Here is a 20,470-nt window from a genome sequence, read left to right as displayed (position 1 = left end):
CCATCACTCCATCACTCTGCAACAAGGAAATCTCTGATGTCTACCAACACCACACATGCCCAGGACCTGGTGCTGACGCGTCTGATCGACGCCCCTGCTGCCACGCTCTACCGCTGCTGGACCGACCCGGAATTGATGAAACAGTGGTTTGTCCCCAAACCCTGGACCATTGCACGGGTCGAGCTTGACCTGCGCCCGGGCGGCGGCAGCCTGGTGGTCATGCGCGACCCGGAAGGCAAGGAATACCCCAACGCCGGGGTGTATCTGGAAGTCGTTCCCGAGCGCAAGCTGGTGTTCACCGATGCCTACACCACCGGCTGGGTGCCCACCGAAAAGCCATTCATGACCGCCATCGTCACCTTCGAGCCCGAGGGCGAAGGCGGGCGCCAGACCCGCTATACCGCCATTGCCCGCCACTGGACCGAAGAGACCCGCAAGCAGCACGAAGCCATGGGCTTTCACACCGGCTGGGGCATCTGCGCCGACCAGCTGGCCGCACTGGCTGCCACGCTGTAGTTTCAAGCGCAGCAAACAGATAGGAGACCGCCATGCCCTACGTTGATGGATTTGTTCTGCCCGTGCCCCGCGCCAACCTGGATGCTTACCGGGCCCTTGCCGAAAAGGCAGGCCACGTCTGGCTGGAGCATGGTGCGCTGCAATACTGGGAATGCGTGGGCGACGATGTGCCGCCCGGCGAAATCACTTCGTTTGCCAAAGCTGTTCTGCTCAAGGACGACGAAGTGGCCTGCTTCTCGTGGATTGTCTACACATCGCGTGCAGAACGCGACCGGATCAACGCCGCCGTGATGGCCGATCCGCGGCTGGCCGAGGTGACGCCCGAGAACATGCCGTTTGATGCCAAGCGCATGTTCTTTGGCGGTTTTGCACCCATCGTGCAAATGGATGCACCTCGCTGAAAAGCGGGCTGGCGGGCAAGCGGCTGGAGTTACTGGCCGCCACGCTGGCGCAGCGCTTCATACAGACACACGCCGCTGGCCACCGATACGTTCAGGCTCGATACTGCGCCCATCATCGGGATGCCGATCAGTTCGTCGCAGGTCTTGCGCGTCAACTGGCGCATGCCATCGCCCTCGGCGCCCAGCACCAGGGCCACAGGGCCCTTCAGATCGACCTGGTACAGGGTCTTGGGTGCATCGTCGCTGGTGCCGATGATCCAGACGTTGCGCTCCTTCAGCTCCTTGAGGGTGCGCGCCAGGTTGGTCACCATGAAATATGGCACCGTCTCTGCCGCTCCGCTGGCCACCTTGGCCACGGTGGCGTTGATGCCGACCGCATGGTCCTTGGGGGCGATCACGGCGTGCGCGCCAGCGCCGTCCGCCACACGCAGGCAGGCGCCCAGGTTGTGCGGATCGGTCACGCCATCGAGCACCAGCAGCAGGGGCGATGCCACGCCAGCCTCTTCCAGATCGTCCAGCAGCTCGTCGAGCGAGCGGGTGTCCTTGATTTCCTCCACCCGCGCGGCCACCCCCTGGTGCCCGTGGCTGCCCGCCAGCTTGGCGATGCGCGTGGCATCGGCCTCGATCAGGCGCACCCCCGCCTCCTTGGCGCGTTCGATGAACTGGCGCATGCGTGCATCGCGGCGCGTGGACTCGAAATAGACTTCAATGATGGATTTGGGCGCCGTCTTCATGCGCACGCCCACGGCATGGAAGCCGAACAAGACTTTGGGGGATGACATAGGCCGCCATTATCCCTGCAGCCGCGATGCCGGGGCACAGGAAGGGGACAAGCCGCTTCTGGTCACTCATCGGATTTTTTGCTGTCGAGTGCGCCTGCACCTCGCAGCCTTCACCACCTTGCGCTCTGGTAAGGACAGAGAGAGATGCGGAATTGGTAAAAATCAGCCAGTAGCGCGCTCCCAATATGCGCAACAACTCCTTATTTTGTAGCAAATGGCCACAAAAAAGGCGGCCCGAAAGCCGCCCTTCATGTTGTCGCGCTCAACTGCCGAAGCGCCCCCGACAGCCGCGCGTCACCCAGATACGGCCGGCACGGCTGTCGTAGCCCCAGGTATAGCCTTCGCGGCAGGAATCGTCGGAGAGCTGCTCCAGCAGCTGCGGGCGGCCCCAGCGGGCATTCCAGCTACAGCTGTTGTCGCGGCGGTCATTGCTTTCACAGGTGATATCGCGGCCAGAGCCGTAGCCGCCGCCCTGCCCGTAACCGCCCTGTCCATAGCCGCCAGCCACGACGAATTCCGCTCGACAGCCATCCGTCACCCACAGGCTGCCACCGCGCACGCCCCAATTGCGACCCTCGACGCAGCGCGTGTCTGACAGCTGGCGGGCAATTTCCATGCGCGCGCCACGGGGTACCGCGCATTCACGCGTGCGGCCATCCTGGCTTTCGCACCGCACCGTTCCCTGGCCCCCCATGGGCGGCTGAGGCTGCCAGCCGCCGCGCCCGTCAACAAAGCGTGCACGGCAGCCATCGGTCACCCAGATCCTGCCCCCGCCTGCATTGCCCCAGGTACGTCCTTCGATGCAAGGCGCGCTCGAAATGGTCTCGCTCACCACCGGATTGCGAAATGGCGTGCGACACTCACGGGTGCGACCATCCTGGCTTTCGCAGGTCACCTCGTCATTGCGTCCGTATTGGGCTTGTGCGGCAGGCGCCAGCGCCAGCAGCGCCAGGGCAATGCCCGCCAGAATGCGTTGATGAATCATGGACTCTCCTCTCTTTGTATGTACCGTGTATCCCGGCGATGTACAGGCTAGCGCAGGCACAGCACCGGTTTTGTCAGAACGGACCGATAGTACCTCGCTCGGCTTTCAGACGTCGCCAGTGTAATCAAGCAAACTCACTCCTTTTTCAGGAGCTGTTAGCGCTTGTTACAAGAGCCTTCACCCATGATTTGGCACTTCAACGACTGCCGCAGTATTGCGCCGCAGGCTGTGTTCAAGCGTCGCGCACCAGCAGATCGCCGGTGATCTCGGCCACATTCTTGACGCTGGTGAGCGTCATGGCCACGCGCATTTCCTTCTCGAGCAGATTGAGCAAATGGGTCACACCTGCCTCGCCGTCGGCAGCCAGTGCATAAACGAAGGCGCGGCCGATCATGGTGCAGTCGGCACCCAAGGCCAGCAGACGCACGATATCGAGCCCGTTGCGGATTCCCGAATCGGCCAGGATCTTGATCTGCCCTTTGACGGCGTCAGCAATGGCTGGCAGCGCGCGGGCCGACGAGAGCACCCCATCGAGCTGGCGGCCCCCATGGTTGGAGACAATGATGCCGTCGGCCCCAAAACGCACTGCATCCTTGGCGTCCTCAGGGTCGAGGATGCCTTTGATGAGCATCGGTCCTTTCCAGAAATTGCGGATCCACTCCAGGTCACTCCAGGAAATCGAGGGGTCGAAATTCGCCCCCAGGTAGCCCATGTAGTCTTCCAGGCTGACGTTCTGGCCCTTGTACGTGGAGATATTTCCCAGCGTATGCGGGCGACCCAGCAGGCCCACATCCAGCGCCCACTGCGGGTGCGTGACCGCCTGCAGGTAGCGTCGCATGGCGGCGTTGGGGCCGCTCATGCCCGAATGCGCATCGCGGTAACGCGCGCCGGGCACCGGCATGTCCACCGTGAACACCAAGGTGGAGACGCCAGCCGCCTGCGCGCGCTCCAGGGCGTTCTTCATGAAGCCCCGGTCCTTGAGCACATAGAGCTGAAACCACATCGGACGGCCCAGCTTCGGGGCCACCTCCTCGATCGGGCAGACGGAGACGCTCGACATGGTGAAGGGAATTCCCTTCTTGTCGGCAGCCTGGGCGGCCTGCACCTCACCGCGCCGGGCAAACATGCCGGTCAGGCCCACGGGCGCCAGCGCCACCGGGATGGAGAATTTCTCGCCAAACAGCTCGATGCTGGTGTCGAGCTGGCTCATGTCCTTGAGCACACGCTGGCGCAGCGCCACATCGGCCAGATCGCTGACGTTGCGGGCGAGCGTCTTCTCGGCATAGGCGCCGCCGTCGAGGTAATGGAACAGAAAGGGTGGCAGGCGCTTTTGCGCCGCTGCGCGGTAATCCGTGGTGGAGGAGATGATCATGAGAATGTCAATCCTGTCGTGGTGAGCCGGCCTTGCCGCTGCACGCGCGCGGCATCGGCATCGGCCTGGGTTAGTTTTTCGTGAACGTAGGCGAGGTGCTCACCGATGATGGCTCTGGCCTGCTCGGGCTCTCCGCTGATCACCGCCTGCATCAGATCGTGGTGCTGCAGGGTCAGGCGCTCCAGCACCTTGGGGTCGTCGTGCACGAACATCACGCGGCGGTTCTGGGCCACGGTGCCCAGCACCATCTCGAACAGGCTGCGCATCACCTGCACCACCACCACATTGTGCGAAGCCTCTGCAATCGCCAGATGGAACTGTGCATCGGCCCGTGCCGAGTTGGCGGCATCCTGGCTTTGCTGGTGGCGCAGCATCTCGTCAAAACAGCGGCGGATGTGGTCCTTGTCCTTCTCCGTCGCGCGCTGCGCGGCGTGCCATGCGCTGCCGATTTCAATCATCTGCCGCGCTTCGAGCACGTCGTAGCGGTACTGCGGGTCATCGCGCAGCAATGGCACCAGCGGTGCAATCGCCTGCTCGTGCCATTGCTGCACTGGTGCGCAGACAAAGGTGCCCGCCCCCACCCGGCTCTCCAGCACGCCCCGGCTGCCGAGCTTCTGGATCGCCTCGCGCAGCGCCGTGCGCGAAACACCCAGCTGCTCGGCCAGCACACGTTCAGTCGGCAGCTTGGAGCCCGGCTGCAGCGAGGTGGACTGGATCAGATCCAGCACCTGCTGGGCAACACGGTCGGACAGGCGCAAGGCTGGCATCGGCTTTCGGAAAAGTTAAGGGTGGGGAATCATCCCAGGGAATACATATGCCTGCAACGTGCAGATGATTCCGATGATGACCAGAAACGCCAGGCTGTGCTTGACCGTGAAGCGAAACAGATCCGATTCCCTGCCCGCCAGACCCACCGCAGCGCAGGCAATGGCGATGGACTGGGGCGAGATCATCTTGCCTGTCACGCCGCCGGTGGTATTGGCAGTGACCGCCAGTACCTCCGGCAAACCCAGCTGCGCAGCCGTGGTGGCCTGCAGCGCGCCGAACAAGGCATTGGCTGAGGTGTCCGATCCAGTGAGGAAAACACCCAGCCACCCCAGGAAGGGCGAGAAGAACGCAAAGGCCTTGCCGGTATGCGCCAGCGCCAGGGCCAGGGTGGTGGACAGGCCCGAATAGTTGGCGATGAAAGCAAAGGCCAACACCATGCCGATGGAGTAGATGGGCAGGGCCAGTTCCTTGAAGGTCTCTGCCAGGGTTTTGGCGGCTACGGAGGGCTTGAGGCGCAGGAACAGAATGCTCAGTACGGCTGCAATCAGAATGGCCGTACCGGTGGCCGACAGCCAGTTGAAGGAATACACCGCGCCATAGGGGCTGGATGCAGCAACCACGGGCGGCACCTTCTGCACGACGTTGTGCAGGAGCGGCACAGGTACGTTCAGCACCGTGCCTGCCAATGCGGCGCCTTGGGCAAACAAGGCCTTGAAGGGCTTGATGCTCCAGACGGTCACCATTGCCGTGAGGATGATGAAAGGCGACCAGGCCTTGAGCACCACACCTGCAGTCAACGTGGCCGGTACGGATACTGCCGGCTTCACGCCAGCCTCGGCGGCTGCGCCTGGTTCCGGCGCAAAGCGGAAGATGCGCTTGGGTTGCCAGAACCGGAGGAAGGCGGTGAGCACCACCAGCGCCAGAATGGCCGAGGTGATGTCCGGCAGTTCCGGCCCGATGTAGTTGGCGGTGAGAAACTGACCCAGTGCGAAGCTGCCACCCCCAACCAGCACGGCGGGCCAGGTTTCCTTGATGCCGCGCCAGCCGTCCATGATGGCCATCAGCCAGAACAGCACGATGATGGTCATGAATGGCAACTGGCGCCCGGCCATCTGGCTGATGGCCATGGCGTCCACACCCGACACCTGCCCGGCCACGATGATGGGAATGCCCATGGCGCCAAAGGCAACCGGAGCGGTATTGCCGATCAGGCACAGGCCAGCGGCATACAGCGGCTTGAAGCCCAGGCCCACCAACAGCGCCGCCGTGATCGCCACAGGAGCGCCAAAGCCCGCAGCGCCCTCCAGAAAGGCCCCAAAGCAGAAACCCACCAGAATGAGCTGCAGGCGCTGGTCTTCGGTCACCGACAGGATCGAGGCACGGATGATGTCGAACTGCCCGGTCTTGACCGACACCTTGTAGAGAAACACGGCTGCCACAATGATCCAGGCAATGGGCCACAGGCCGTAGAAGAAGCCATAGACCCCCGACGCCAGGGCGTTGGCCACAGGCATCCTGTAGAACAGCAGGGCCACCGCGAGCGCCAGCACCACCGTGACAGTCCCCGCCACATAGCCCTTGAGGCGCAGCTTCGTCAGCGCGATGAAGAAAAAGATGATGGGTATCAACGCCACCAGCGCAGACACCCAGATATTGCCCGCCGGGTCGTAGTTCTGCGACCAGATTTCCTGCATTGCTCGATCTCCTGATGTGCGCTGCCATCTCCTTCACTAAGCAGGAGCCCGCGCAATTTTCTAAAGGTTTTGTATGCAGCAAGCCCTGCGGCCAGCCACTGCCGGGCCTCAGGTATGCTGTCAAATTGGTATTACCAATTTAAATGAATTGAGAGAGAAATGGATTATATGAACCCACAAAATGCAAATTAACAGGGGTTTACCCTTTGATTTGCGTTTATATTGGTATTACCAATTTGAAATCTGCGTCTTCTCTTTAGACCCAAAACCTTCAGCCATGCGCCGGTACAGGTCGAGGCAGGCTCCATCCACATCGCTTGCCCGCAGCTGGAGAGGATTGCTTGGGTGAGGACGTTCAGCCCTATCCTTGGCGGGTTCCGCGATGGCCGCCATGCCATCCAGAACGCGTGCAGAGCCCATGCCTGGGGGGCCCGCCCTCTTCTCAGGCATAAAAAAACCTCCTGCAAGGCAGGAGGTTTTCAGGCGGAAAAACCGCAGACTCAGGCGCGTTCTGCCACCCAGGCTTGCACGCCAGCCAGCGCCTTGGGCAAGGCCGATGCATCGGTGCCCCCGGCCATCGCCATGTCGGGCTTACCGCCACCCTTGCCACCCACTTGCTGGGCCACAAAGTTCACCAGTTCGCCAGCCTTGATCTTGCCGATGCTGTCCTTGGTCACACCCGCAGCCAACTGCACCTTGTCACCGTCCACGGCGGCCAGCACGATGGCAGCGGTGCCCAGCTTGTCCTTGAGCTTGTCCATGGTGTCGCGCAGGGTCTTGGCATCCGCGCCTTCCAGCGTGGCAGCGAGCACCTTGATGCCCTTGACGTCCACCGCCTGGCCAGCAAGTTCATCGCCCTGGCTGGAAGCGAGCTTGCCCTTGAGCTGGGCCAGTTCCTTCTCCAGCGCCTTGATCTGGTCAAGCGCGCCGCCAATGCGGTGGTTCAGTTCCGCCACAGGCGCCTTCAGGGTCGCGGCCGCTTCGTCCACAGTCGATTCGAGCGACTGCAGATAGGCCAGTGCGTTCTCGCCGGTCACGGCTTCGATACGACGCACGCCGGCAGCCACACCGCCTTCGGCCACGACCTTGAAGAGGCCGATATCGCCGGTGCGGTGCACGTGAGTGCCGCCGCACAGTTCACGGCTGGTTCCGATGTCGAGCACGCGCACGGTTTCGCCATACTTTTCACCAAACAGCATCATGGCGCCGGTCTTCTGCGCACTCTCGATGTCCATCACACGCGCATCGGTAGCCGTGTTGGCCAGGATTTCGGCATTCACGCGCTTTTCGATCTCGCGCTTCTGAGCATCGGTCACCGGGCTGTTGTGGGCAAAGTCAAAGCGGGTACGCTCGGCATTCACCAGGCTGCCCTTTTGCTGCACGTGGTCGCCCAGCACTTCGCGCAAGGCCTTGTGCATGATGTGGGTGACCGAGTGGTTGCGCATGGTGGCAGCGCGCACGGCGGTATTCACCTGCGCCTCGACCGCATCGCCCACCTTGAGGCTGCCGGATTCGAGCACGCCATGGTGGCCGAATACATCGGCCTTGATCTTGAGCGTGTCTTCCACGGCAAAACGGTTGCCACCTGCGGCGATCACGCCCTGGTCTCCGACCTGGCCACCGGATTCGGCATAGAACGGCGTCGTGTCCAGAACCACCACGCCACTCTGGCCCGCCTTCAACTCATCAACGCTCGTACCGTCTACGTACAGTGCTACGATTTTTGCAGCTTCTGCGAGCTTGTCGTAGCCGGTGAAGGTGTTGGCTGCACCGGTGTACTCCAGCGCGCGGTCCATCTTGAACTTGCCCGCAGCGCGGGCCTGGTTCTTCTGCTGCTCCATGGCGGCGTTGAAACCCGCTTCGTCCACTGTCACACCGCGCTCGCGCGCCACGTCGTTGGACAGGTCCAGCGGGAAGCCATAGGTGTCGTGCAGCTTGAAGGCCACATCACCGGGCAGCACCTTGGCGCCACCGGCCAGCGCGCTGTCCAGGATCTCCATGCCGTTGGCGAGCGTCTCGAAAAAGCGCTCTTCTTCCACCTTCAGAACATCGGTGATACGCGCTTCCTGCTCGCGGATCTTGGGATAGGCATCGCCCATCACGGCCACCAGATCCTTGACCAGCTTGTGGAAGAACGGCGTCTTCTGGCCCAGCTTGTAGCCATGGCGGATGGCGCGGCGCACGATGCGACGCTGCACATAGCCGCGGCCTTCATTCGACGGAATCACGCCATCGGCCACCAGGAACGCCGTGGCGCGGATGTGGTCGGCAATCACCTTCAGCGAAGGATTGTCCAGATCGGCAGTGTGCGTTTCGCGGGCAGCAGCCTTGATGAGCGCCTGGAACAGGTCGATCTCATAGTTGCTGTGCACATGCTGCAGGATGGCCGCCAGACGCTCCAGGCCCATGCCGGTGTCGACGCAAGGCGCAGGCAGCGGTTTGACCGAGCCGTCTTCTGCCATGTCGAACTGCATGAACACGTTGTTCCAGATCTCGATGAAGCGGTCGCCGTCTTCATCGGGCGAGCCTGGAGGGCCGCCTGCAATGTGCGGGCCATGGTCATAGAAGATTTCAGAGCAAGGGCCGCACGGGCCGGTGTCGGCCATCATCCAGAAGTTGTCGCTCTTGTAGCGGCCACCCTTGTTGTCGCCAATGCGGATCACGCGCTCAGGCGGCAGGCCAATTTCCTTGGTCCAGATGTCGTAGGCCTCATCGTCTTCTTCGTAGACGGTGGCCAGCAATTTTTCCGGAGGCAGCTTGTAAACGGTGGTCAGCAATTCCCACGCCCATTTGAGCGATTCGCGCTTGAAGTAGTCACCAAACGACCAGTTGCCCAGCATCTCGAAGAAGGTATGGTGGCGCGCGGTGTAGCCCACGTTTTCCAGGTCATTGTGCTTGCCGCCTGCACGCAGGCAGGTCTGCACGCTGGTGGCGCGGTTGTAGGGGCGCTTGTCCGTGCCCAGAAACACATCCTTGAACTGCACCATGCCGGAGTTGGTGAACATCAGCGTGGGATCGTTGCCCGGCACCAGCGGGCTCGACGGAACAATGGTGTGCCCCTTGGATGCGAAGAAGTCCAGGAAGGTCTTGCGGATTTCCGCGACGGAAAAAGTGGGTGTACTCATGTTTTGCAGCGGTGGTGGCACCCGCCTTGCAGCCACACTGGCCGCGCTGCGGGCGCGAATCTTTCATTATAGGGTTTGGGGCTATTCCACATCATGGAGCCCGGCAGAGCGGAAACAGCGGTGTTTTTTGCCGCAAGCGGCCTCACGGTGCAAGCACGCCTTCAGCGTGGGGCCAACATTACCGGGGCCCCAAAGCGGATCACTCCGGTACTGGCAGCGGAGCCGCTTTGCGCGATTTGCCTTGTTCCTGCATGCGCCGGGCATGCTCTGCCTGGCGCTTGGCAGCGTCCTGCTGCTTGGCGTCGTAGTCTTCGCGGGCCTGTTCCACATTGTCGCCCTCCTCAGCGGCCCGGCGCTGCTGGGTCCGCTGCTTGCTGCCAAGCTTTTGCTCATGCTGCGTGGCGCGCTGTGCGGCATCATGCTGGCGGCGTTGCTGCTCCGCTTCAATTTCCTGCGGACTGCGTGCCGGCTTCTTGCTGCGGCCCGCCGCCTGGGCTTCATGTTCGCGCTGGCGTTGCTCCAGGTCTTCCTTGTTCAAGGCGCCGCTGTCGGCACCGTCGTTGCGGTGCTTGGCATCGAACTCAGCCTGCTTCTTTTCACGGGCTCCGCGCTGTTTGGCGGTGCGCTCGGCCCGCTCATCGGCGTTGATGGCCAGCTCACGCTGGCGCAGTTCGCGGTCGCGGTGATTGGCCTCGGCCCGCACCTTTTTCAGGCAATCGGTGACTGCAAAGTGCTGGTAGCAGATCTTTTCGTTGTCTGCGAGCTGTTTGTCGTTGGCTGCGCGCTCCCTGGATATTTCCGCACGCGCCGCCTGGCGCTCGGCCGCATCCATTTCTGCGGCCTGGGCATGCCCCACAGAGCAGGCAACCAGCAATACAGCACCGAGCAGTTTCGAGCTTGCGTTCATCGTTTGCACTTTCAGGTCAGGGCCGTGTCCACCACGCGCCGCTCCAGCGACAGGTACTCCTGCGACTGCATTTCATTGAGGCGCGAGACCGTGCGCGGAAACTCATGCACCAGCGGCCCTTCGGTATACAACTGTTCGGGCGGCACCGCAGCCGACAGGATGAGCTTGACGCGGCGGTCATACAGCACATCCACCAGCCAGGTAAAGCGCCGCGCAGGCGAAGCCATGTTGACTGGCATATAGGGCACATTGGACAGCAAAACCGTGTGGAACTGGCTTGCCAGCTCCAGATAGTCGTTTTGCGAGCGCGGGTTCACGCACAGCTCATGAAAATCGAACCAGATCACCCCCCCGGCACGGCGGAGCGGGCGCAGCTCGCGGGATTCGATCTTGAACACCGGCTTCTCGTCCGGCACTTCGGCCAGCTGGTTGAAGGCCTCCTGCATGGCCTGGTCAGCCTCCGGGCCCAGCGGGCAGTGGTAGAGGGTGACCTTCTCCAGGGTACGACGACGGTAGTCGGTGCCGTTGTCCACGTTGACGACTTCCATGCGTGCGTTGAGCAGATCGATGGCGGGAAGGATACGATCTCGGTGCAGGCCGTCGGGATACAGCTCGTCAGGCTTGAAATTGGAGGTGGTGACAAAGCCCACGCCATTGTCGAACAGGGCCAGCAGCAGGCGATAGAGGATCATCGCATCGGTGATGTCCGCCACATGAAACTCGTCGAAGCAGATCAGCTTGTATTTCTTGGCAATCTGCGCGCCCAGAACATCCAGCGGGTCCTGCGTGCCCTTGAGCAGGGTGAGTTCACGCTGCACTTCGCGCATGAACTCATGAAAGTGCAGCCGCACCTTGCGCCGGATGGGCACGGCGTTGAAGAAGCAATCCATCAGAAAGCTCTTGCCCCGACCCACGCCGCCGTACATATAGACGCCCTTGGGAATATCGGGGTGGTTGATCAGCTTCTTGAGTGCGTTGGAGCGCTTGCCCTTGTACTGCTCCCACTCGTCGGCACAGCGCTGCAAGGCATCGACCGCGCGCAACTGCGCCGGATCGCTGTGAAAACCTTTGGCCGCAATCTCGGCCTCGTATGCATCTCTTACCGCGGTGCCCATGGGTGTCTCAGTCTCTATTGCTATAAATTACATAGCCCCTACCGCGCATTGAGCAAGCGGTAGAGGCTATTTTTCTTCAAACTTCTGGTGTTTCCATACTTTCGCCGGGCGATGCTCGAAAAGCCATCGCCAAGTCGAAAGTCTGGATCAGAAGTTCAAGGTGCGCTTGTCCACAGCCAGAGCCGCTTCCTTGGTCGACTCCGACAGCGATGGGTGAGCGTGGCAGATGCGGGCGATGTCTTCGCTCGATGCCTTGAACTCCATCGCTACCACGGCTTCGGAGATCAGCTCCGACACCATCGGGCCCACCATATGCACGCCCAGGATTTCGTCCGTCGTGGCATCGGCCAGGAACTTGACCATACCAGTCGTGTCGCCCAGAGCGCGGGCGCGGCCATTGGCCAGGAATGGGAAGGTGCCTGCCTTATATGCCACGCCGTCGGCCTTGAGCTGCTGCTCGGTGCGGCCCACCCAAGCCACTTCGGGGCTGGTGTAGATCACCGAAGGCAGGGTGGCGAAGTTCACGTGCCCGTGCTGGCCGGCGATACGCTCGGCCACGGCAACGCCCTCTTCCTCGGCCTTGTGCGCCAGCATCGGGCCGCGCACCACGTCGCCCACCGCCCACACGCCTGGCAGGTTGGTCTTGCAGTCGTCGTCAACCACAATCGCACCGCGCTCGTCGAGCTTGAGGCCCACGGCTTCGGGGTTGAGGCCAATGGTGTTGGCCACACGGCCGATCGACACGATCAGCTTGTCCACTTCCAGCTGCTGGGCCTCGCCCTTGGCGTTGGTGTAGCTGATGTGCACGCCCTTCTTGTCGGTCTTGATCTCGCCAACCTTCACGCCCAGCTCGATCTTGAGGCCCTGCTTGTCGAACGCCTTCTTTGCTTCCTTGGCGATCTGCTCGTCCACCACAGGCAGGAACTTGTCCATGCCTTCGAGTACCGTCACTTCGGTGCCCAGGCGGCGCCAGACCGAGCCCATTTCCAGACCGATCACGCCAGCGCCGATCAGGCCCAGCTTCTTGGGCGTGGCGCCCAGGCGCAGCGCGCCGTCGTTCGACAGGATCTTGTCTTCGTCAAATGGCACGCCGGGCAGCGCGCGGGCATTGGAGCCCGTGGCCACGATGATCTGCTTGCCAGTGATGGATTCTTCTTCCTTGCCAGCCACCTTGATCTCGTAGCCACCATCGACCGCCTTCACAAAGGAGCCACGGCCGTGGAAGAAGGTGACCTTGTTCTTCTTGAACAGGTACAGGATGCCATCGTTGTTCTGCTTGACCACGCCGTCCTTGCGGGCGATCATCTTGGCCACGTCCATCGCCACCTTGCCGGTGGAGATGCCGTGGTCGGCAAAGCTGTGCGTCGCGTGCTCGAAGTACTCGGACGACTGCAGCAGCGCCTTCGAAGGAATGCAGCCCACGTTGGTGCAGGTGCCGCCCAGAGCGGGGCCGCCTGCGGCGTTCTTCCACTCGTCGATACAGGCCACAGCCATGCCCAGTTGCGCTGCACGGATGGCTGCTACGTAGCCGCCAGGGCCACCGCCGATCACGACGACATCAAATTGCTTGCTCATGATTATTCCAATGGTGTTAGTTCAAAACTGCCCTGGTGCAGGATCACACCAAACAGGCCCGTCTTGCTTGTCAGTTGCTCATCGCCCGAACGGCCGAATGAAATCGTGGCCCCTGCAGGCACGCGGCACAGAAACATGAACGCGCCCGATTCGAGGCAGGCGATCTGCCCGCTGGCACGTTGCTGCTCCCAGCCGAAATCCCGGTAGCCGTCTGCCTTGAAAGGCCTGAGCGGCAGCGGCCTGCCCGCTTCGCCCACAAACGAAATGGCCCATTGCGGGCCATTGTCCAGCCTGGCGCCCGGCACATCCTTGACGGACACGGTGGTCACCGGGCGTATCTCTACCTTCTCGGGCACGGGCACGCCACGGCGCATGGCCTGGGTATTGGCCTGCCACTGGAAGCGGTAATCCCCACTCCAGCTCTGCGCAGTCACGTCCTTGGCAGGACGTGTGGTGCCGCATGCAGCAAGCACCAGCGCAGAGGCCGCTATCACCAAGATACGTGCCATGACGACCCGACGACCTGATTACAGGTCGAACAGCAGACGCGATGGATCTTCCAGCGCATCCTTCATTGCCACCAGGCCCAGCACGGCTTCACGGCCGTCGATGATGCGGTGGTCATACGACATGGCGAAGTAGTTCATCGGACGAACCACGACCTGGCCGTTTTCCACCACGGCGCGGTCCTTGGTGGCGTGCACGCCCAGGATGGCCGATTGAGGCGGGTTGATGATGGGGGTAGACATCATCGAGCCGAAGGTGCCACCGTTGGAGATGGAGAAGGTACCGCCGGTCATGTCTTCAATGCCCAGCTTGCCGTCTTGCGCCTTCTTGCCGAATTCGGCAATCTTCTTTTCGATGTCGGCAAAGCTCATCTGGTCGGCATTGCGCAGGATGGGCACCACCAGGCCGCGTGGCGAGCCCACGGCGATACCGATGTCGAAGTAGCCGTGGTAAATGATGTCGGTGCCATCGACCGATGCATTCAGCACAGGGTACTTCTTGAGCGCATGCACTGCAGCCTTCACGAAGAAGGACATGAAGCCCAGCTTGACGCCATGTTCCTTGGTGAAGTCGTCCTGGAACTTCTTGCGCAGCGCCATCACGGGCGCCATGTTCACTTCGTTGAACGTGGTCAGGATCGCGTTGGTCGACTGCGATTGCAGCAGACGCTCGGCAATACGGGCACGCAGGCGGCTCATCGGCACGCGCTGCTCTGGGCGCTCGCCCAGGTCCTGAGAACCTGCAGGCGATGCCACCTGGGGCAGCGACTTGGCAGGCACGCCGGTAGGAATCACGGCGGCGGTGGACTTGACGCCACCGGCCACGGCGGCCAGCACATCACCCTTGGTGACGCGGCCGTCCTTGCCGGAACCAGCAACGGCGCCCACGGGCAGATTGTTGTCGGCCAGCAGCTTGGCAGCTGCAGGCATGGCCACATCACCCTTGCTGCCACCCGTGGCAGCAGGAGCTGCGGCAGCCGAAGCTGCTGCAGCCGGCGCCGGCGCGGCAGCGGCCTGTGCAGGCGCGGCAGCAGGAGCCGCTGCAGCACCGGCCACGGCTTCGGTGTCGATCTTGGCGATCAGCTGGTCGGCCACCACGGTGGCGCCATCACCTTGCACGATCTCGGTCAGAACGCCAGCAGCCGGGGCAGGCACTTCCAGAACGACCTTGTCGGTCTCGATCTCGATCAGGATTTCGTCGACTGCAACAGCTTCGCCAGCCTTCTTCTTCCAGTTCAACATGGTGGCTTCAGCGACCGACTCGGACAGCTGAGGAACTTTGACTTCTACGATTGCCATAAGAATTCTTTCTGTGTTCGTTGATAAGAGCTGTCTGAGTGCTTACTTGGTCAGCACGAAACCCTTGAGTTTGGCAAATGCGCCTTCCACCAGAGCCTTTTGCTGCTCCTGGTGCAGGTGCGAATAACCGACGGCAGGCGATGCCGAAGCGGCACGGCCGGAGTAGCCCAGCTTCTGGCCGTCGAGCATGTTTTCGTGGATGTAGTGCTGCACGAAGAACCATGCGCCCTGGTTTTGCGGCTCGTCCTGGCACCACACGATTTCCTTGGCGTTGCCGAACTTCTTGAGTTCCGCAGCGAAGGCCTTGTGCGGGAATGGATACAGCTGCTCCACGCGGATGATGGCCACGTCAGTCGTACCGTCTTCGGCACGCTTCTTGACCAGGTCATAGTACACCTTGCCCGAGCAGGCGATCACGCGCTTGACCTTGTCGGCCTTGGCAACGATGGCCTCGTCGCGCTCACCGATGACGGTCTGGAAGCCACCGGAGGTGAACTCGGACACGGGCGAAGTCGCATCCTTGTTACGCAGCAGCGACTTGGGCGTCATGATGATCAGCGGCTTGCGCAGCGGACGCACCATCTGGCGACGCAGCAGGTGGAAGATCTGGCTGGCCGTGGTGGGCTGCGTGATCTGCATGTTCTGATCTGCCGCCAGCTGCATGAAGCGCTCCAGGCGGGCCGAGCTGTGCTCGGGGCCCTGGCCTTCGTAGCCGTGTGGCAGCATCAGCGTGATGCCGTTGACGCGGCCCCACTTCACTTCACCAGAGGCGATGAACTGGTCGATCACCACTTGAGCGCCGTTGGCAAAGTCGCCGAACTGCGCTTCCCAGATCACCAGGGTGTTGGGGTCGTTCGAAGCGTAGCCGTATTCGAAGCCCAGCACTGCCTCTTCCGACAGGATGGAGTCGATGACCGTGAACGGAGCCTGGCTGTCGGCCACGTTCTGCAGAGGGATGTAGGTGCCTTCGTCCCACTTCTCGCGCTTTTGGTCGTGCACGACCGAGTGGCGATGGGTGAAGGTGCCACGGCCGCTGTCCTCACCGGACAGGCGGATCGGATAACCAGAGGCCACCAGCGAAGCGTAGGCCATGGTTTCACCCATGCCCCAGTCCACATTGATGTCGCCACGGCCCATGGCGGCTCGGTCGTCATACACCTTCTTGACCAGTTGGTGCGGGTTGACCGACTCAGGCAGAGTCGTCACGCGCTCGGCCAGGCGCTTCCACTCAGCCAGAGGAATAGCGGTGTCTGCAGCGTCGGTCCACTTCTTGTGCAGGAAGGGGCTCCAATCCACGGCGTACTGGCTCTTGAAGTTGGTCAGCACCGGATCGACCGTGTGCTTGCCCGCGTCCATGGCAGCGCGGTAGGCCTTGACCATGTCGTCGCCCAGGGTCTCGCCCAGGCCTTGCGTGCCCAGCTTGTCGGCGTACAGCTTGCGCGTGCCAGGGTGCTGGGCAATCTTCTTGTACATCAGCGGCTGGGTCAGCGCTGGCGTGTCCTGCTCGTTGTGGCCCAGTTTGCGGTAGCAGATGATGTCCACCACGACGTCCTTGGAGAACTCCATGCGGAAATCCAAAGCCATCTGCATGGCCAGCGCTACTTCTTCCGGATCATCACCGTTGACGTGCAGCACAGGCGACTCGATCATCTTGACGATGTCGGTGCAATACGTGGTCGAACGCAGGTCGCGCGGATCGGAGGTGGTGAAACCGATCTGGTTGTTGATGATGATGTGCACCGTGCCGCCCGTGGTGTAGCCACGGGTTTCAGACAGTGCCAGGGTTTCCTGGTTCACGCCCTGGCCGGCAAAGGCCGCATCACCGTGCACCAGCACGGGCAGCACTTGCTTGCCCTGAGGGTCGTTGCGACGGTCCATGCGCGAGCGCACCGAGCCTTCGACCACGGGGTTCACGATTTCCAGGTGCGATGGGTTGAAGGCCAGCGACAGGTGCACGGGGCCGCCTGCGGTGGTCACGTCCGAGCTGAAACCCTGGTGGTACTTCACGTCGCCGGCAGGCAGATCTTCAGGCGCGGTGTGGTCGAACTCGGCAAACAGGTCCTTGGGCATCTTGCCCAGGGTGTTCACCAGCACGTTCAGGCGGCCACGGTGAGCCATGCCGATCACGATTTCCTGCACGCCCTTGACACCAGCGGCGTTGATCAGCTGATCCATCGCCACGATGAAGGATTCGCCGCCTTCCAGCGAGAAGCGCTTCTGGCCCACATACTTGGTGTGCAAGAAACGCTCCAGACCTTCGGCTGCCGTCAGGCGGTCAAGAATGCGCTTTTTCTGGTCGGCATTGAATGCAGGCTTGCTGCGAATGGCTTCCAGACGTTGCTGCCACCAGCGTTTCTGGTTCTGGTCGGTGGCATACATGTATTCGGCGCCCAGGGTGCCGCAATAGGTTTCGCGCAGTGCATTGAGCAGATCGCGCAGGGTCATCGACTCTTTGCCGAAGAACGTGTTGCTCGTATTGAACACGGTTTCCTGGTCGGCGTCGGTGAAGCCATAGAACGCTGGATCGAGCTCGGGGATCTCCGGGCGCTCCTGGCGCTTGAGCGGATCCAGGTCGGCCCAGCGGGTGCCCACATTGCGATAGGCAGCAATCAGCTGCTGCACGGCAGTGCGCTTGCGGCCCAGCTCCGAATCGGCACCGGAGGCAACGACTACCTTGGTGCCGCCTTGTTTGGCACGTTCGGCAAAGGCGTTGATGACAGGGAGATGAGGAACGTCTTTGTGGTTGCTGCCGTCCGTTGCGGGGACATTTTGCAGTGCATCAAAGTATGCACGCCACGTATCGGGTACGCTGCCTGGATTAGCCAGGTAGTTTTCGTACATCTCTTCTACGTAGGGGGCATTGCCACCGAAAAGATAGGTATTGCCTTGGTAGGCTTGATACACAGAATTTGTATCGCTCATTTTCTCCGCTGACCTCCGCTTTCCTCTGGAAAGCATTAGCTGGTGCATATAAACAACCTTCCGCGACACGGCTGAACCGGTTGGCGGATGCGACTGTGGCTGGGAAGGGCCGAACGGGGGCTATTGTGCCACTTTCGGCTCATATCGTCCGGCCAGGGGTCTGCCGCGCCAAACGTCTGTTTTGGATGACGCTACAGACCCGCCAAGTCAGATACATTTGCGCTATCTAATTTTGGCTGAATGGCAATGCTCAACACCCGATCTCTTCACGACAAAGCATTTATCTTGCTGTTAATTGCCGTCACCATTGCGTTTTTTGCAGTGTTGTTCCCGTTTCAGGGAGCCGTATTCTGGGGTGTGATCTTTGCCGTGGTGTTTACACCTTTACACAAAAAGATCGGTAGCAAATTCCCCAAATACCCGACTGTTGCGGCCCTGATTACGCTGTCCCTGTGTCTGGTACTGGTGATCCTGCCATTGATTTTGCTGTCCATCTCGCTGGCCAAGGAGTCCGCCGCGATCTATGAGCGTGTGCACACCGGCCAGATGAATTTTGGCCAGTATTTCCAGCAGATCTACAGCGCCCTGCCCCAGTGGCTGATCGATCTGCTGGCCCGCTTCAACCTCAATGACCCCAAGGTCATCCAGGAAAAGATTTCGGGTATTTCGGTGCAGGCCAGCCAGTACGTGGCCACCAAGGTGCTAGCCATCGGCCAGAACACCATGGGTTTCCTGGTGAGCTTCTGCATCATGTTGTATCTGCTGTTCTTCTTCCTGCGAGATGGCAAGGTGCTGGTGCGCAAGATCTATGCTGCTGTACCGCTGGACGACTCGCACAAGCAGAAGCTGGGCGCAAAGTTCATCACCGTGGTGCGCGCCACCGTCAAAGGCAATCTGGCCGTGGCAGCAACCCAGGGCGCTCTGGGCGGCATCATTTTCTGGATTCTCGGCATTGACGGTGCCCTGCTATGGGGTGTGGTGATGGCCTTCCTGTCGCTGCTTCCTGCAGTCGGTGCGGCCATCGTATGGGCACCGGTCGCCATTTACTTTCTGGCAACAGGTGCCACCTGGCAAGGTATCGTGCTGACCGCCTATGGCGCCGGAGTCATGGGCATGGTGGACAATATCCTGCGCCCCCTGCTGGTGGGCAAGGACACCAAGATGCCCGATTACCTGATTCTGATCTCGACGCTGGGAGGCCTGTCCCTCTTTGGTCTGACCGGATTTGTCATCGGCCCGCTGATTGCAGCCCTGTTCATCGCAGTATGGGATTTGTTTGCGCCACAGGCACAGATTGGCGTGCCCGCAGACAGCCTGCCCCCTGACAACCAGAACTGATACGCCGCCTGAAAGCCTGGCATGCCATTCCACGATTTTGAACTTCGCAAACAAGAGTTCCTGGCGGAATACGCCCAGCGCCTGCCCACCCTCAAGGCCGCAGCAGCCTCCTTCAACGCCCTGATCGAGGCGATTCTTCAGGGCCTGCCCGGTGTCAACATCGCCAAGATCGAGTGCCGCGTCAAGAACCCTGAAGAAGCGGTGCGCAAGTTCAAGCGCAAATACCGCAATGCGCTGGAAGACCGCACCGAAAGCTATGCCATCGGCGACTACATCACCGACCTGATCGGTGTGCGCGTGGTGTGCCTGTACGAGGACGAGCCACCGGCCATCATGGCCAAGGTGCGCGAGTATTTCGATGTGATCGAGATCACCGACAAGACGGCCCCCATGGAGGATTCCGAGTCCGACTTCGGCTACAAGGGCATCCACATGGATCTGCGCTTCAACAAGGAGCAGGCGCAGCTCTCAGAGCACATGGCGTATGCCCAGCAGGCATTCGAGTTGCAGATTCGCACCATCATCCAGGATTCATGGAGCGAGTTGGACCACAAGATCAAATACAAGAAGTCGATCCCCACCAACCTCAAGCGGCGCATCAACATCCTGTCGGCCCTGTTCGAGCTGGCCGATCGGGAGTTTTTGCAGATCCGCAACGAGACCAACCAGGCGCTGGCCCTGTCGCGCGTCGACACGGACGATGAGGCAGATGCTGTCCCTCAGCCCTATGCGGATGACAGCGAGCCACTGGACGCCTTTGGATTTGTGGCCTTTGGGCAACGCCACTTCCCTGGCTACGATTTCGATCCGCAAAAGGTGGAGTTCTTCATTGACGAACTGGTCAACGATTTTGGCGTGCGCCAGGCGTCCTGGCTGTTTGCCGTGGTGCAGAAGCACATTTCCACGGCGCGCCACTACAAGGCCGATTTTCAGCACCGCTACCCCAGCAGCAGCTTCAATCCATTCACGGTGATGCGCCATTGCCTCTACCTGGAGGACAGGCAGCGCTTCCGCCGCAGCCTGCGCAACTCCGCCCGGGAAGCGTTTGAGGAATGGCTTGAGAACCACCAGCCCACGCGGCGCACTGCTGCCTGAAAGCACGGGGTCGAACGCCTCCCTCGCACCCAGGGTTGGTACCTACTCTCGTGCCAATCCATAGCTGGCA

General features: G+C 61.4%; 16 protein-coding genes. 4 read left to right on the top strand and 12 right to left on the bottom strand.

What is annotated here, in order from left to right:
• The first annotated feature begins 36 nt into the window (after nt 1-36).
• Both ABIE32_RS05175 and ABIE32_RS05170 read left to right on the top strand, forming a co-directional pair.
• Nucleotides 37-516, top strand: a complete 480-nt coding sequence (locus tag ABIE32_RS05175) for an SRPBCC family protein (RefSeq protein ID WP_429014505.1) — start codon at nt 37-39, stop codon at nt 514-516.
• Between the two features lie 32 nt (nt 517-548).
• Nucleotides 549-917 carry a DUF1428 domain-containing protein gene (locus ABIE32_RS05170; protein ID WP_224152113.1) on the top strand — a complete coding sequence of 123 codons (369 nt, stop codon included), beginning with the start codon at nt 549-551 and terminating at the stop codon, nt 915-917.
• 29 nt (nt 918-946) lie between these two features.
• On the opposite strand, the gene rlmB is transcribed toward ABIE32_RS05170, so the two are convergent.
• The 12 genes from rlmB to ABIE32_RS05110 all read right to left on the bottom strand — a co-directional run bounded on the left by rlmB (nt 947) and on the right by ABIE32_RS05110 (nt 17,967).
• Nucleotides 947-1,699 (bottom strand): 23S rRNA (guanosine(2251)-2'-O)-methyltransferase RlmB, encoded by a 753-nt coding sequence (gene rlmB / locus ABIE32_RS05165; RefSeq protein ID WP_429014503.1) that lies wholly within the window; start codon nt 1,697-1,699, stop codon nt 947-949.
• Nucleotides 1,700-1,961: 262 nt separating this feature from the next.
• A complete protein-coding gene (locus tag ABIE32_RS05160) occupies nt 1,962-2,684 on the bottom strand; it encodes a DUF3011 domain-containing protein (protein WP_395027154.1) in 723 nt (240 codons plus the stop codon).
• A 232-nt stretch (nt 2,685-2,916) separates the two neighbouring features.
• Nucleotides 2,917-4,056 carry an FMN-dependent L-lactate dehydrogenase LldD gene (gene lldD / locus ABIE32_RS05155; RefSeq protein WP_429014502.1) on the bottom strand — a complete coding sequence of 380 codons (1,140 nt, stop codon included), beginning with the start codon at nt 4,054-4,056 and terminating at the stop codon, nt 2,917-2,919.
• Nucleotides 4,053-4,823 (bottom strand): transcriptional regulator LldR, encoded by a 771-nt coding sequence (gene lldR, locus ABIE32_RS05150; RefSeq protein ID WP_395027152.1) that lies wholly within the window; start codon nt 4,821-4,823, stop codon nt 4,053-4,055. The genes lldD and lldR overlap by 4 nt, the downstream gene beginning before the upstream one ends.
• 15 nt (nt 4,824-4,838) lie before the next feature.
• Complete coding sequence (gene lldP / locus ABIE32_RS05145) at nt 4,839-6,518, bottom strand: L-lactate permease (protein ID WP_429014500.1); 1,680 nt, start codon at nt 6,516-6,518, stop codon at nt 4,839-4,841.
• Between the two features lie 500 nt (nt 6,519-7,018).
• A complete protein-coding gene (gene alaS / locus ABIE32_RS05140) occupies nt 7,019-9,643 on the bottom strand; it encodes an alanine--tRNA ligase (RefSeq protein ID WP_429014498.1) in 2,625 nt (874 codons plus the stop codon).
• A gap of 199 nt (nt 9,644-9,842) precedes the next feature.
• The gene (locus ABIE32_RS05135) at nt 9,843-10,550 is read right to left on the bottom strand and encodes a hypothetical protein (protein ID WP_429014496.1); all 708 of its coding nucleotides are present in this window, start codon (nt 10,548-10,550) and stop codon (nt 9,843-9,845) included.
• An 11-nt stretch (nt 10,551-10,561) separates the two neighbouring features.
• Entirely contained in the window at nt 10,562-11,665 is a 1,104-nt protein-coding gene (zapE, locus tag ABIE32_RS05130) for a cell division protein ZapE (protein ID WP_429014495.1), read from the bottom strand.
• A gap of 147 nt (nt 11,666-11,812) precedes the next feature.
• A complete protein-coding gene (lpdA, locus tag ABIE32_RS05125; RefSeq protein ID WP_429014493.1) occupies nt 11,813-13,240 on the bottom strand; it encodes a dihydrolipoyl dehydrogenase in 1,428 nt (475 codons plus the stop codon).
• 2 nt (nt 13,241-13,242) lie between these two features.
• On the bottom strand, nt 13,243-13,749 hold the full coding sequence (locus ABIE32_RS05120) for a hypothetical protein (RefSeq protein WP_429014491.1): 507 nt from the start codon (nt 13,747-13,749) through the stop codon (nt 13,243-13,245).
• A gap of 18 nt (nt 13,750-13,767) precedes the next feature.
• Complete coding sequence (gene odhB, locus ABIE32_RS05115) at nt 13,768-15,045, bottom strand: 2-oxoglutarate dehydrogenase complex dihydrolipoyllysine-residue succinyltransferase (protein WP_429014490.1); 1,278 nt, start codon at nt 15,043-15,045, stop codon at nt 13,768-13,770.
• 42 nt (nt 15,046-15,087) lie between these two features.
• Complete coding sequence (locus ABIE32_RS05110) at nt 15,088-17,967, bottom strand: 2-oxoglutarate dehydrogenase E1 component (protein WP_224152102.1); 2,880 nt, start codon at nt 17,965-17,967, stop codon at nt 15,088-15,090.
• Between the two features lie 246 nt (nt 17,968-18,213).
• Between ABIE32_RS05110 and ABIE32_RS05105 the strand changes: the two genes are divergently transcribed.
• Entirely contained in the window at nt 18,214-19,305 is a 1,092-nt protein-coding gene (locus ABIE32_RS05105) for an AI-2E family transporter (RefSeq protein ID WP_224152101.1), read from the top strand.
• Nucleotides 19,306-19,326: 21 nt separating this feature from the next.
• Nucleotides 19,327-20,400 (top strand): GTP pyrophosphokinase, encoded by a 1,074-nt coding sequence (locus ABIE32_RS05100; RefSeq protein WP_429014489.1) that lies wholly within the window; start codon nt 19,327-19,329, stop codon nt 20,398-20,400.
• Nucleotides 20,401-20,470 lie beyond the last annotated feature (70 nt).

Source organism: Comamonas sp. 4034 (assembly GCF_050434545.1).
GTDB classification, from domain to species: Bacteria; Pseudomonadota; Gammaproteobacteria; order Burkholderiales; family Burkholderiaceae_C; genus Comamonas; species Comamonas odontotermitis.
This window is presented reverse-complemented; position numbering and strand designations above follow the sequence as displayed.

What these genes read in the sequence shown, in the direction of transcription:
- ABIE32_RS05170 (WP_224152113.1), top strand. Translation starts at nt 549, where the DNA reads ATGCCCTACGTTGATGGATTTGTTCTGCCCGTGCCCCGCGCCAACCTG.
- ABIE32_RS05100 (WP_429014489.1), top strand. Translation starts at nt 19,327, where the DNA reads ATGCCATTCCACGATTTTGAACTTCGCAAACAAGAGTTCCTGGCGGAA.
- lldP (WP_429014500.1), bottom strand. Translation starts at nt 6,518, where the DNA reads ATGCAGGAAATCTGGTCGCAGAACTACGACCCGGCGGGCAATATCTGG.
- rlmB (WP_429014503.1), bottom strand. Translation starts at nt 1,699, where the DNA reads ATGTCATCCCCCAAAGTCTTGTTCGGCTTCCATGCCGTGGGCGTGCGC.
- lpdA (WP_429014493.1), bottom strand. Translation starts at nt 13,240, where the DNA reads ATGAGCAAGCAATTTGATGTCGTCGTGATCGGCGGTGGCCCTGGCGGC.
- lldD (WP_429014502.1), bottom strand. Translation starts at nt 4,056, where the DNA reads ATGATCATCTCCTCCACCACGGATTACCGCGCAGCGGCGCAAAAGCGC.
- ABIE32_RS05110 (WP_224152102.1), bottom strand. Translation starts at nt 17,967, where the DNA reads ATGAGCGATACAAATTCTGTGTATCAAGCCTACCAAGGCAATACCTAT.
- lldR (WP_395027152.1), bottom strand. Translation starts at nt 4,823, where the DNA reads ATGCCAGCCTTGCGCCTGTCCGACCGTGTTGCCCAGCAGGTGCTGGAT.
- ABIE32_RS05105 (WP_224152101.1), top strand. Translation starts at nt 18,214, where the DNA reads ATGCTCAACACCCGATCTCTTCACGACAAAGCATTTATCTTGCTGTTA.
- zapE (WP_429014495.1), bottom strand. Translation starts at nt 11,665, where the DNA reads ATGGGCACCGCGGTAAGAGATGCATACGAGGCCGAGATTGCGGCCAAA.
- ABIE32_RS05160 (WP_395027154.1), bottom strand. Translation starts at nt 2,684, where the DNA reads ATGATTCATCAACGCATTCTGGCGGGCATTGCCCTGGCGCTGCTGGCG.
- ABIE32_RS05120 (WP_429014491.1), bottom strand. Translation starts at nt 13,749, where the DNA reads ATGGCACGTATCTTGGTGATAGCGGCCTCTGCGCTGGTGCTTGCTGCA.
- ABIE32_RS05175 (WP_429014505.1), top strand. Translation starts at nt 37, where the DNA reads ATGTCTACCAACACCACACATGCCCAGGACCTGGTGCTGACGCGTCTG.
- ABIE32_RS05135 (WP_429014496.1), bottom strand. Translation starts at nt 10,550, where the DNA reads ATGAACGCAAGCTCGAAACTGCTCGGTGCTGTATTGCTGGTTGCCTGC.
- alaS (WP_429014498.1), bottom strand. Translation starts at nt 9,643, where the DNA reads ATGAGTACACCCACTTTTTCCGTCGCGGAAATCCGCAAGACCTTCCTG.
- odhB (WP_429014490.1), bottom strand. Translation starts at nt 15,045, where the DNA reads ATGGCAATCGTAGAAGTCAAAGTTCCTCAGCTGTCCGAGTCGGTCGCT.